This is a genomic window from Paenibacillus marchantiae (assembly GCF_028771845.1).
Classification (GTDB): Bacteria; Bacillota; Bacilli; order Paenibacillales; family Paenibacillaceae; genus Paenibacillus; species Paenibacillus marchantiae.
In genome coordinates this window covers 3,429,120-3,442,030 of record NZ_CP118270.1, presented here as the reverse complement: position 1 = coordinate 3,442,030, position 12,911 = coordinate 3,429,120, and the positions used below count along the sequence as shown (strand labels likewise).

8 protein-coding genes are annotated in these 12,911 nt (G+C 48.0%); all 8 read right to left on the bottom strand.

All coding sequences use genetic code 11. The features are described from left to right. Positions 1-80: 80 nt before the first annotated feature. A complete protein-coding gene (locus PTQ21_RS15805) occupies positions 81-2,657 on the bottom strand; it encodes a beta-mannosidase (protein ID WP_090949013.1) in 2,577 nt (858 codons plus the stop codon). Between the two features lie 92 nt (positions 2,658-2,749). Then, positions 2,750-4,333: a helix-turn-helix domain-containing protein gene (locus tag PTQ21_RS15800; RefSeq protein WP_090805247.1), complete on the bottom strand. Its 1,584-nt coding sequence runs from the start codon at positions 4,331-4,333 to the stop codon at positions 2,750-2,752. Beyond that, complete coding sequence (locus PTQ21_RS15795) at positions 4,330-6,135, bottom strand: cache domain-containing sensor histidine kinase (protein WP_090949011.1); 1,806 nt, start codon at positions 6,133-6,135, stop codon at positions 4,330-4,332. Before PTQ21_RS15795 ends, PTQ21_RS15800 begins: the two co-directional genes overlap by 4 nt. A 29-nt stretch (positions 6,136-6,164) precedes the next feature. Next, positions 6,165-7,019 carry a carbohydrate ABC transporter permease gene (locus PTQ21_RS15790; RefSeq protein ID WP_371121405.1) on the bottom strand — a complete coding sequence of 285 codons (855 nt, stop codon included), beginning with the start codon at positions 7,017-7,019 and terminating at the stop codon, positions 6,165-6,167. A gap of 39 nt (positions 7,020-7,058) precedes the next feature. Next, complete coding sequence (locus tag PTQ21_RS15785; RefSeq protein ID WP_274570408.1) at positions 7,059-7,937, bottom strand: carbohydrate ABC transporter permease; 879 nt, start codon at positions 7,935-7,937, stop codon at positions 7,059-7,061. Positions 7,938-8,081: 144 nt separating this feature from the next. Next, a complete protein-coding gene (locus PTQ21_RS15780) occupies positions 8,082-9,395 on the bottom strand; it encodes an extracellular solute-binding protein (protein WP_274570407.1) in 1,314 nt (437 codons plus the stop codon). 225 nt (positions 9,396-9,620) lie between these two features. Next, positions 9,621-11,714: an acyltransferase family protein gene (locus PTQ21_RS15775; protein ID WP_063564752.1), complete on the bottom strand. Its 2,094-nt coding sequence runs from the start codon at positions 11,712-11,714 to the stop codon at positions 9,621-9,623. 514 nt (positions 11,715-12,228) lie between these two features. Next, a complete protein-coding gene (locus tag PTQ21_RS15770) occupies positions 12,229-12,789 on the bottom strand; it encodes a flavin reductase family protein (protein ID WP_090805236.1) in 561 nt (186 codons plus the stop codon). Between the last annotated feature and the right edge of the window lie 122 nt (positions 12,790-12,911).

The following is a 12,911-nucleotide window of genomic DNA, read 5'->3' as shown; positions in this document are numbered from 1 at the left end:
GCGTAAATCAACAAACAGCCGATGACTCCCTGTTGGGGAAGCATCGGCTGTTTTGTTCTTTGTGGAAAAACAATTAGGGATCAGGCTTCACTGCCATTCATGGCGCTTACCCGTAGCTCAGTCATCGGCAGAGACAACTTATCGGGATGACGTAATCTCACCGTACGGCTCTCACCAGGGAGAAGATCAAAATAGTTATCACTAAAACGAACGCGTCCGAGGGGCAGCTCGAGCTTCACCAACCGTGCAATTGCACCAATGGCTGTAACCGACACGGATTGCTCCTCTTCGTTCACATGTACACTGAGCTGAGATTGAGGCAGGTTAACATCCTTCGGATCACGTAAGAAATATCGATTGAGTGGTGCAGTGAAACCTTCGGCTACCAATTCAACCATCACTTCATCTGCCAATTTGCCTCCCAATACTTCCGCTTCGCTCAGCTCTGCAATGCGATTAGCGGATTGCGAACCTGTCTCCACATGATGCGAGCTGGAGTATACTTTTTCCCCATTCAATCCATAGACATTAAGTCGAAGCTGTCCCTTCAGAGTGTCACGTGTATCATTCACAACCCATAACGTAAGCAACTCACCCGGTTCATGTTCCAGAGACAGCAGTATCGGGTGAAAGAATACTTTTCCGTAATAAAAGGAGGCCTTCGGCAGCAGCTCGTAGTCAATCATGGACCAGCTTGTGCCTGGCCAGCTGTCATTCAGCTGCCACACAAGGGCTCCACTATTGCGATGATTGATCCGCCGGAAATGTTCAATGCCATACCGTAGTCCTTCCGCCTGTGTCAGCATCGAGTAGTTCATGTACTCTTCAATATTTTGCGGAATGCCCGTATATCCTTCCATTAGAAGAATGCCTTTCTGATGATTGGTATCCTTATTCCGATAGGCCATTTCGGGGCTGCCCCAGTAAAATTGCCCTGCAGGCATGTTTTTCTCCAGTGTGTAGCGGTTGGCCGAGGCGTGCATGCCGAATTCACTGCTGAACAGGGCATTATCTTTTTTATAGTTTTTGAAAGTCACGCCCTCAATACTGTAATTCAGCAGTGGCGGCTCGCCGTGTTTTCGGGGATACACGGAACCATGCCATACTTGCCAGTTATGACGATCCCCCACAGCCGGATCGTTGGCATCATTGCCGTGACTGTCCCCATACGGTGAGGAAGGCCAGTATGGACGAGACGAATCCAACCGCTCCAGCACTTCCGGTATCAGCTCATGGTAGATCAGCTCTCCATAGAAGGGGCTGGTAATATCTCCACTGGCGGACTTCATGTCATATAGCCAGTCAATTTCGTTATTGCCACACCAGAGTGCAAGCGAGGCACGATTGCGCAGGCGCAAGACATTATTTTCAACCTCATCCCGTACATTGTTCATGAAGTCCCGATTGAAATCAGGGAATAAGGCGTTGGCAAAAGCAAAATCCTGCCACACCAGTACGCCTTGCCGATCACACTCATCATAGAAGACGTCCTTTTCATATATACCGCCCGCCCAGACACGCAGCATATTCATATGCCCTTCCACGGTCAACTCGATCAGCTCACGATACCGGGAGGCCGGGATGGCACCAATCAGATGGTCGGCCGGAATCCAGTTGGCTCCCTTCGCGTACACACGCACTCCGTTCAGGATAAACGTAAAAGCATCCTCACCCTGATCATTATGAAGCGCCAGTTCAATGGTTCGTACACCATAAGGCTCGTTGTAACGATCTACTTCCACCCCATCGGCAAATAGCGTAACTTCCATCCTGTACAAGTAAGGTTCACCCAAATCATGCGTCCACCATAATTGTGGTGAATCTAATTTTAGTATTGTATCGGCGAGACCATTTTCCACAACTGCTTCGGCTGACCGTGCCACTTCATGTCCACTCGCGTCCAGTAAACGGATATCACAAGACAGGGCCACCGCTTTTTCACGTTTCTGTCTGCTACGGAAAGACAATACGGACTTCACATCCGCAGTGACATGGACAACTGCTTGCTGCTTGCTGGCTGATTCGGTACGTGCATATACGTTCTCCAGCTTTGCAATCGTTCGTCTTTCAAGACGTACCCCTCCCCAAATTCCTACGGTGACCATCCGTGGACCCCAGTCCCAGCCAAAATTCATCGCAGCTTTGCGCAACCATGGCCGTTCCTTCGTATACGAAGACCAGTCAAACGTTTCCTTGTCTCTGTGATGCAGATAAAGGGGATCGAACTTGACCGCTAAGGCGTTCCAGCCATTACGAACTAGTGTAGTCACATCGAAATTATGGGACATGAGCATATTAGCCGTTTGCCCCACTTCATGTCCGTTCACATATACGGTGGCGAACGTATCCAACCCGTCGAATATTAACTCAAAGTACTCCTCTGCTTCCCCATCCTTCGACAGGTTGAAGCTAGTACGATACCACCATTCCTTCTGCTCGATCCATCGACTCTTGGCATCGTTATGCCCATAGTAGGGCGGATCAATGATGCTGCGTTCCACCAGAGCGGTGTGCACATCCCCTGGCACCTCCGCTCCGATCCAAAATCGATCATCCAGCGCTGCCGCTGCAACATCCATGGGCCGCTTCTCCCCAACCTCGAAATGCTGTATTTTCCATTGTCCTGACAAATCCTGACTTGAATTAATCATCTTCATCCTTGCCTCGCTCCCCAGTTTCCTTGGTAATAAAATATCGAAAACGTTTGCAATATAAAAATGACTTCGTTCGTTCTTTAGCCTGCTAACCTTTAATGTCCGGAAGTCTTGTACGACACGGCCTCCTCGCGAAACTCACTCGGAGTCTTGCCTGTATGTTTTTTGAACAGCCTGCTAAAATACTTAACGTCCTCATATCCGCTGATAGCCGCCACTTCACTTACTTTTGCGGGAGAAACCACCAGCATGTCCATCGCGCGTCGAATTCGCATGCCAGTTACAAAATCACCAAAAGTGACGCCCGTTTCCTTCTTAAACAGTTCACTGAGATGGCCCGGATGCAGATGAACCTGACCTGCGACATATTGCAGGCTAATATCCTGTGCCAATCCAGATTCCATATAAGCAATAGCCTTCTGTACATGGGTGGTCCGCCCTTGTCCCATCTGGCTGTGATAGGTATGCATCAGCCCATATAAATGATGAAACAGCAGATCACGAAGTTCACCAGCATCGGCATCCGGGTTTGGCCTCCATGGTTCGAATCGTTCCAGATCGTCTCTTCCAATGGCCCGCATCGTGCGAATCAACCAGCGCTGTCCGGCATTCACCGCAGCATGCAGACAGGCATCAAAAGACTCTGGCGTTACTTCGGGGTCCAACAGGAGTTCATTCACCAGTTCTCGCGTCCATGTGGTCAGCATAATCGAGTCGTTATCCATTAACAATGTCCCCAGGGTAGTTTCTTCCTCATGCTGAAGGACGGCTTTGCCTCCTATGCGGTGCAAAACGTCTTCATATTGCCATATCCTGTCTTCAAGTAACCCATGGTAACGGTATGCAATCGACGCTGTTCGGTAGCTCTCATGCAGAAGTTGAACCTCCATACAGGGTCGACCTACTGCTGCACGCAATGTACATTTCAACAGTTGCTCCATCCGGGTTAACGCAATCCCCAAAGTAAATTGGAAATCCTGCTCATTCGGCGGCAGCTGTACAACACAGATAATCCGGTCTTTTTGAATGTGTGCAATTGCGCCTGACAGAACATCCTCCAGCATATTTTGCACGGCAAAGTTCAGTAAAGTAACCGAAGAATGATTCCACCCCTCAGCTTTTAAAATAAGAATCTGTCTCTGCACTTGCTCCTTGTCTGAGGAATATTCCGATTGCACATTCATTCCCGACTGGAGAAATACAGGACAAGGGCTTGATTCAACGTCTCCATCAATGATCCATCCAGCGAACAGGCGCTGTTTGTTCTCTCGCAGTAGCTGCCCTTCTCTTGATTTCTCAGCCCATCGTTCGGTAATCCGTTGTTTGGCCTGAAGCACCGTCTTGATAATATCTTCCGGTTTACTCGTCTTAAGCAGATAATCCGTGACACCTTGACGAATCGCTTGCTGAGCGTAAGAGAAGTCATCGTATCCCGATAAAATAATGACCTCGAGTTCCGGCAGCATATGCCGCCCTTCCTCAGCCAGTTCAAGCCCCGACCTTCCCGTCATCCGAATATCAGTCATCAGAATATGTGGCCTCTCCTCGGCCATGCGTGTTAACGCCTCTTCTGCCGAGGCTGCTGGCGAAAGCAGCTCAATCCCCAGTTCATGCCAAGCGATTACACTGGCGAGCCCTGTGCGGATAATTACTTCATCATCAACAATCAGTAATCTCATCGTGATTCCTCCAGGATTGGAATGGAAAATGAAATCCGGGTTCCACCTCCGACCCGGCTGTCCACTTCGAGCTGCGCCTCCGCTCCGTAATGAAGCAGTAGTCTCTCGTTCACATTGCGGAGTCCGTAACCCCCTTGGGATGTTTGCTTCATTGGCTCTTTCTCCGTCCAGTAGTGGTTTGAATCATGGTGCTCTTCCTCATCCGATGACACAAGGCTGCTTCTGACATGCTCAAGTCTGTCCCGCTCCATGCCAGCCCCGTCATCCAGAACCAGCACATTCATTCGTTCCTGTTCTTGACGAATCATGATCGTAATTGTGCCCATACCCGCTTTTGGCTGAATTCCGTGAATCATGGCATTTTCGACAAGTGGTTGGAGCAGCAATTTCAGCATCATTCGCTGTTCAAGTGCCGGATCCACAATATAATGCACGGCGAACTTGTCGGGAAATCGGATGGATTGTACACGAACATAATGGCGAATGTGGGCAATCTCCTGCCCAACTGGACAATAATCCCTACCCTGATTCAAACTGATGCGCAAAAAATCACTCAATCCCTCAACCATCTCTGCGATCCGCTTTTCCTCAGACATCAAGGCAATCCAGTGAATGGATGAAAGGGTGTTATACAGAAAATGAGGATTGATCTGCGCCTGAAGTGCCCTGAGATCAGCTTCCTTCTTGCGGGTTTCACCACGGATAACCTCTTCCTTCAGTCTCTCAATATGTGCACCGAGCAAATTATAACTCTCTCCCAGCTTGCCGATTTCATCATCACTTTCCGATCGAAATAGGGGCATCGGTCGATCCGGGTCCATTCGGGACAAATGTCTCGTAAGAACTCTCAGCGGCTTTGTGACTCGTCGCACCGTAAACCAGACCAGTCCTGCACTGATCGCAGCAGACAGCGTCACTGCAACAGCAGTTAGGATCAGAATATAACCGTTTTCGGACTTATACTGATCGTAGGGAACCGTTCCGGTCAGCGTCCAATCTGTCAACAGTTCCGGATAATAGAGCAAAGTACGTTTCTCATTGCCGCTGCCATACGTGGCTGTTCCACTGACTTCCTGTTGGATCAGCGTATGTACTTCAGGCTCGATCTTCTCCAGTGACTGTCCAAGACGGGATTTGTCCATGGAAGACAAAATCTCTCCAGTGGGACCGATCAGTTCCAGTCGACCTTCGCCCATACCCAGTCCCAGCGCTGCCCATCCTTTCGAGATTGCCTTCTCATCTAGACTGATCGCCAGCCATCCGATGGGCCGATAATCATGAATGCTGCGAATGGGTCGAACCAATGTTATTACATTTTGGATACCCGCATAATTCTGAACCGGATATACGCCAGTCCATGCTTTAACCGCATCACCACGCGGAGCAGGAGGATAAGTTACATTGGATGATTCATACCATGTAGCCGTGGACAGAGCCGCATCGAAACGTTCCGGATAGATGGCAATGTTGGCAATATATTTTTTGGAAGCGGCCAAATTGGTCATCCTGCCCAGAATATCCACACGCTCCTGCACATCGTCCTCATCGCTACTCAAATACTGCTGAATGTCCCTTTCTCCAATCAAAAAAATCGATAATGTCTCGGCATCCTGCAGCATATAGCGCAAATTCGCTTCTACCTGCTTCAGTGTGTCCATGCCGGAAAGCTTTGTTTTTTGCTCTGTGATGCGGGAAGAGATCAGAAAGGCGAACAGCCCCAGTGCCAGCAGCGGCACAATCATGGAAGCCGTAACCACGACGGACAGCTTCCGCTGCAGTGAAGATGTTAGCCAGCGTCCCACACCTTTTCCTCCTCTGGATGCGCTCTCATTTAACCTTTGACTGCTCCGGCCGTCATGCCTTTCATGACTTGTTCCTGAAATACCAGGTATAGAATGATGGTCGGGATTACGGACAAGGTCATGGCAGCAAGAGTCAGACCGTAATCGGTCTGATATCCGTCGGCAAAGTTGGCGATCGCGAGCGGTAACGTTTTCAACCCTGTTTTGTTAATAAACACGAGTGCGAATGAAAAGTCATTCCATGCGTGTAGAAAACTTAGAATAGTGACCGTTGACAAGGCAGGCACAGACATGGGAAGCATGATCCGGGTGAACAGCCCCCATAGACCTGTTCCATCAATAAAAGCGGCCTCTTCAATGTCACGTGGAATGCTAGTCAAATAAGCTGTTAGCACAAATATCGCGGTTGGCAACGCAAATGCGGTATACGGCAATATCAGTGCCCAATACGTATTCAGCAGAGACATCTGTTTCATCAAAATAAATAACGGAACCAATGTGCTATGAATGGGAATCAGCATACCTACAACGAAGAAGGTCATGATCAACCCTTTCCAACGAAACTGGAAACGTGCAAGTATAAATGAGGCCAGCGCTGCTATAAACAGCGTTATGATAAGCGAACCTACGGACACAATCAGGGAATTGCCAAAAGCGGTTCCCAGCTTTGAGCTTTCCCAAGCATTACTGAAATTCTCCACGTTCCATTTCTCCGGAAGCCCGAAGGGCCTGCTATAGAAATCTTCATTCGTTTTGAATGCACTGATCACAAGCCAATAGAACGGATACAATGTTAAAATACCATAGACCGTCAACAGCGTCCAAACAATTCCACTACGGAATTGGCGAACCGGATGGCCTGAAGTATTCCCTGGTGTTGGCATCGATAACGGTGTAACACTCATTACATTCCCCCCTCTCTCCTAATTCTCTTTTCTCTTACGGCTTGTCGCCCACTGGCTTGTTCCGATCAGCAGCAGGGAGATTAGCACAATGGTGGTCGAGATAGCACTCCCGAAGCCATAGCGATACGTGTTGAAGGTTGAATTATACATATACGTTGCCAGCAGCTCTGTCGCATGCGCCGGGCCGCCTTTGGTCATGATGTACACCAGATCGAATGATTTTAGGCTGCCCGAGATACATAGAATGATCGCCACCTGAACCGTTCCCCAGATCATGGGCAAAGAAATGGAAACCAGCTTGCGAATTCCGGAAGCACCGTCAATCTTGGCAGCGTCATGGATTTCGCCCGGAATATTCTGCAGCGCCGAGATGAAGATAATCAAGTACAAACCGACAAAACTCCAGAGCAGCGGTGGCACCAAGGAGAAAATGGCGATTTTGTCATCTGAAAGCCACTGCAGCTTCCAGCTTTCCAGCCCTAATGCATCCAGTAGGAAGTTCAGTATCCCGATCTGCGGGTGATAGATATATTGCCAGATCATACCGATAACTACTGTGGATAATACCATCGGCAGAAATACGGCTGAACGCAGAAAACGCTGTAACGGATTGCTTTTGTGCAAAATGACCGCCAGCATCAACGCTAACGGAATTTGCCCAAATACTGAAGCTAGAACAAAAATGACGTTGTTTTTCAGTGCCCGCCAAAATACGGAATCATGCCATATTTCCACATAGTTATCCAGTCCGATATATTTTGACTCTCCGATTCCCGACCAGTTGAAGAATCCATAGTACGCTGACCATACAACCGGCACAAATACAAACAAAGCGTAAATTAGAACTGCCGGAGCGAGCCCCAGCATAATAAAACGTCGACTGCGCAATGCGTTCATCTTGCTCACTTCCTTTCATCAAACCTTTGGTAATTACAACCCTTGATATCAATGCAAAACCCCTCCCCTACCGGGAAGGGGTCTGAATCTTACCGCAAAGCATCTTTCAGCTCATCCAGATCTGGATCGGAATGACCTATGACCTTAATTTCCCACTGCACTGGCTTGCGATGCCTGGATTTTATTCGCGATATCTGCGGCTTTACCACCCATCAATAGCTCCTGCAATCCATTGTTGATAACCTCGACGGTTGCAGATCCTAGTTTGGAATCATACACCGGAGTAATCTTTACTTCCTGCATTAAGTCATAGAGCTCCACAAACAATGGATGGGCTTTTGATTTGTCCAGATCAATCTTGTAGCTGACGAGTGTGCTGCTATCCAGAGTTGCTTTCTGACCGTCAGGGCCTGCCAAAGCGTAGAATAGCTCCATGGCCGCATCCTTCTGGGCACCGCTTAACTTTTTGCTTACACCCAAGCCTGTCCCCACAACTCCCGATGTCGTCCTGTCCTCACCCTGGCCTCCATCTACTGCTGGTAAAATCGTTATGTGTGTATTGTTCAAAATGTCTTCCGGTGCGTTGTTGACGAGGTTGGCCAATGCCCATCCGCCGTTCATCACCATCGCTGCTTTTCCCTGGAAGTACAGCTGCATCATCTGTGTTTCGTCAATACTGTTGAAACCATCCTGAAATGCTTTGCTGTTACCGAGTTCCTGCATTTTGTCCAGCGCCTGGATGAATTGTGGGTCTGTAAAGCTGGCCCCATCCTGCGCTGTTGCTTTTAAGAACCAGTCTGTGCCGGTTACCCGGTCAGCCAGTGTACTGAAGATCGTGGATTGAGCCACCCAATTGGCCTTGTTCCCCAGTGCGATCGGTATTACTTTGTTCTCATTAAATGTAGCGATGGCCTGCTCCAGCTCAGCCCACGTTTCAGGTACTTTCACGTTGTACTGCTTAAACAGTGCTTCATTGTAATAAATAAAGGAAGTGGGTGCGAGATTCATCGGTACCGAGTAGATATCCCCGTCCACCGTATATCCATCCAGAGCGTTCGGAATAAAGTTGTCTTTCCATTCCGGCTTCGCGTCCAGCTCGGCATTGATCGGCTGCAACAGATCCCCTTTCACAAACTCCTTGGTCATCGCATCCGGCCACATGACGAACAGATCCGGCATTTCATTGGCCGCTGCCACGGTCCGGAGCCTTGTTTTGAGGCCATCTGTCGGCAGACCTTCATCCACGACTTCAATATCCGGATGCGACCCACGGAAGTCTTCAATGATTTTGCGCATCGCCACCGCTTTGGCGTCCTGTCCAGTCCAGTTGTGCCATATAGTGACGGTTACTTTATCCTTGCTGTCGCTGCTTTCTGAGCTGTCCCCGCCGCCGCAACCAGCCAGAACGATAGAAAATAGCGTCATTGCCAATATTCCCGAAAGCCATTTTTTCAACATCTCTATAGTCCCCCTTGGCGATTTGTATACACTTATTGTAAATGGTAACGCTATCATTCTGTAAGGTGACGATGCACGGATGCAGGGGTGAAAAATATCGGATTCCCCGTTGATCCTGCAATCTTTGCTACATACAGAAAGAGCCCTCATCATGAGAGCTCTTTCTGTATGTGGATTCGGGAACCATTCTTGAATTTATAAATAAATGAATAGATAAGTTCTGATTTATTTCATACTGTCTTTCACAAGTGCTGCAAAAGCTTCCGAACCTTCCTTCGTCAGATGTACACCATCTTTTTCGAAATATTCGTCATGTCCTTCACTTGCAGTGTGCCAGTCAATGAGAGATACATTGCTATAATCTGACGCCGCTTCGTTCAGTGCTTTATTCACGGTTCGTTCCCATGGGCGAGGGACTCGCACAGTAACCAGATAAACATGTTCTTCATCTTTCAAATAATCCAACACGGAATTCAGACTTTTGGAATTGAAGGAACCGTTTGTTCCAAGCTCCAGTACGACCTGACTGCCCATTTGGTTATTTCTCTTCAGGCCATCCAGTACATCGGCAGCCTCCCACATCTGACGGCCGATATGACCGTCCACGTGCACGCCCGAAATGGTTTGTTCAAGATAAGGCTTGGCGTCCAAAATAACTGAATCTCCAATGACCGTATAATGAATCTTGCCATCTTTGGCTGGAGGGGCTGTTTCCTCTTGCTCTTTGGACGAATCTGATGTATTGACAGGATCCTCGGGTTGTTCATTACCGTTGTCTTCTGGATTTCCAGGATTGTCGGTGCTTCCTTTGGGTTTACCAACAGCATGGTTCGAGTCGCCAGGAGTTGATCCTTTCTGCTCACCTGAAGTTGGTTCCTCAGATTTCGGAGCATTACCTGGCTTCGTCGTTTGCTGTTCTCCTTTGCCTGGTGGATCTCCAGCGTTCGCCGCTGGTTTATCGTTTTTCTGTGGCGCAGGTTGGTTGTTGGCCCCGGAGGTGCTCACTGTTGCTGGAAGAACGTCCTGCCCCTTTTCCTCCGTTACGGAATGATCTCCATTCAGCGTGGCCGACATCGATACCGAATGGGAATCAGAATTCGCTGCTGACGTAATCATCATCTGTGACACCGTAAAGCACATCAACAGAATACTCATCAGCAATCCAGCGCGCTTCCACCATACGTTGCGAATACCTGTTGCATTGCGCCCTCTTCCCCATAACCGGGACCAGGAATCACGAAATCCGTTATGACGAATTGGATTTTCAATATATTTAAGTGACAAGGAGGCCAGTGCAACCGTTGCTGCAACCTGCAAAACCATTCGCACAGGATGTGCTCCACCCGTGTCTACCGTTGGACTCGTCAGAATAATGACAGGATAGTGCCACAAATATAAACCATAGGATCGTTCCCCGATCCAGCGCAATGGCTTGGCGCCAATAAGCCTTGCCAGGAAGGATGATGGATGAGCCAGTACAGCTACGAGCAAAGTCGTCGCTATAGCCTGAAGTACCATTCCTCCTCGATACAATGAAGGGTCGTACTCGCTGCTATTCAGCATCATGTAGATTAACCAAGCCAGCGCAGCTAAACCTAACACGTCCAGGACAAGGCGATTGATGCGGGCAAGGGATGACGATAGTTTGCGACTCGGCCATACCACGGCCAGTGCAGCACCAGCCAATAAGGCGAATGCTCTTGTATCTGTTCCATAATAAACACGGCTCGGGTCCAGATCCGGATTATACATGATGGCCATCGCACCAGCAGACAATTCAGCTGCTACGACAATAAAGACGACCAGCCATCCCTTTCTTTTGAACAAAACGATTGCTGCGACCAGTAGAAGGGGCCAAACAATGTAAAACTGTTCTTCCACAGCCAGCGACCAGAAATGTCCAAAGGGTGATGGAGGGCCGAAACTTTCGAAATAGGAAACGTTATGAAAGATATACCACCAATTGCTTATGTATAATACTCCCGAGACAATGTCACCACGCAACGCAGCCAGTCGAGATGGATCTGTGCAAAGCAGCCAAATCATCACCACTGCAGTCATCGTGATCATGCCAGGTAACAAGCGCCTTACTCTTCGCACCCAGAAATCACCGAGCGAAATCCGGCCATGCTCCTGCCATTGTGTCAAAAGAATATCTGTAATCAAATACCCTGATAGAACAAAGAAAATGCCTACACCGAGCAAACCGCCCGGAATAAAACCTAAATTCAGATGATACCCTATTACTGCAAGCACAGCGATGGCTCGCAAACCATCCAGTCCGTTCATATGCCGCTTGCTTTTCAACGATTGTGACATGCGAGCCCCTCCTTGACAATGTGAGTCGACATCATCCATGTCTGGGGCGTTCGTGAACTCCTTGTGGTTCTGGTTGTCATTAACATACGTATTGCACCTTCCATCATTCATTTACAACATAAAGAAGACGTGTTACTTAACCATGATGTTTTATGATTACGATTTCTTTATATCTTTGTCGTTATGTCCCGTTTAGCATTATACGCCCGAAAGATTATTCACAAATTACAGTAATAGTTACAATCCAGTGAAACGATGTAACCTTTCCTGCCAAGCATATATAGCTGTAAAATCATACTCTAATTTTATTGTTAAATACAGCATTTTTCATAGAATGGCTAATATTACCTTACCTTTTATTTCATATATGAGCAGATCCTTCTGAGGGTCTGGAGTGTACACTTATGCCAATAGGAAAAGGCTGCCGACTTGCTCAGCAGCCAATAACCATTATAAACCTATCTCTTGCCGGATTGAAAGTTTTGCTCATAATTGCATCTTGGTGCCTAGGACCCTAGAGGTAAAACGGATGAACCTTCTCCTCCGCACTCCCATCAAGAATCCGATAAGAGGATCGTCCTACGTACATTGGAATCTGCAATTTGTCCAGATTAACCATTCCATTTTCCAAGAAGTATTCCGGGTCTTGATACCGCTGTAATACTTCACCTGCAATCCATTCATGATCCCCATATGTTGTGATATCGATTACCTTGCACTCGTAAGCAAAATAAGATTCAGTCAGAATGGGTACATTCACTTTAATTCCTTCTTCGTATGTAATCCCGAATTTCGAGAATTTGTCTGTGTCTCTTCCACTGAAGGTTCCCGCAGCCTGAATCCACTCCGAATGATGACCCGGAAGGAAGTGTACCCCGAATACTCCACTCTGCTCAATCAATTCATAAGAGTACGTTTCCTTCCTCAGCGATATCCCGTAAATTCCGGGAGACGACCCAATATAGGTATGCCAGCCTGAGGCCATCACATTCTGCATGCCCTTATGACGAGACGTCACTACCGCCACCATGCCTGGATATGAATAAAACATAGGTTCATCTATCGGTTTCCGCATCTGATCACCTCTTCGTTTTCAATTGGCCCCAAAGCTGTAACAGGCCGTTTTCTCATCCATTATTATACAATATAAGTAAAGGATGAAAAAGAATTACTTCCTTATCACAAATCACTTTTTGA

Bases quoted from the DNA above. Each gene is read 5' to 3' on its own strand.
- PTQ21_RS15770 (WP_090805236.1), bottom strand. From the start codon at position 12,789: ATGCGGAAACCGATAGATGAACCTATGTTTTATTCATATCCAGGCATG.
- PTQ21_RS15775 (WP_063564752.1), bottom strand. From the start codon at position 11,714: ATGTCACAATCGTTGAAAAGCAAGCGGCATATGAACGGACTGGATGGT.
- PTQ21_RS15785 (WP_274570408.1), bottom strand. From the start codon at position 7,937: ATGAACGCATTGCGCAGTCGACGTTTTATTATGCTGGGGCTCGCTCCG.
- PTQ21_RS15805 (WP_090949013.1), bottom strand. From the start codon at position 2,657: ATGAAGATGATTAATTCAAGTCAGGATTTGTCAGGACAATGGAAAATA.
- PTQ21_RS15780 (WP_274570407.1), bottom strand. From the start codon at position 9,395: ATGTTGAAAAAATGGCTTTCGGGAATATTGGCAATGACGCTATTTTCT.
- PTQ21_RS15800 (WP_090805247.1), bottom strand. From the start codon at position 4,333: ATGAGATTACTGATTGTTGATGATGAAGTAATTATCCGCACAGGGCTC.
- PTQ21_RS15790 (WP_371121405.1), bottom strand. From the start codon at position 7,019: ATGCCAACACCAGGGAATACTTCAGGCCATCCGGTTCGCCAATTCCGT.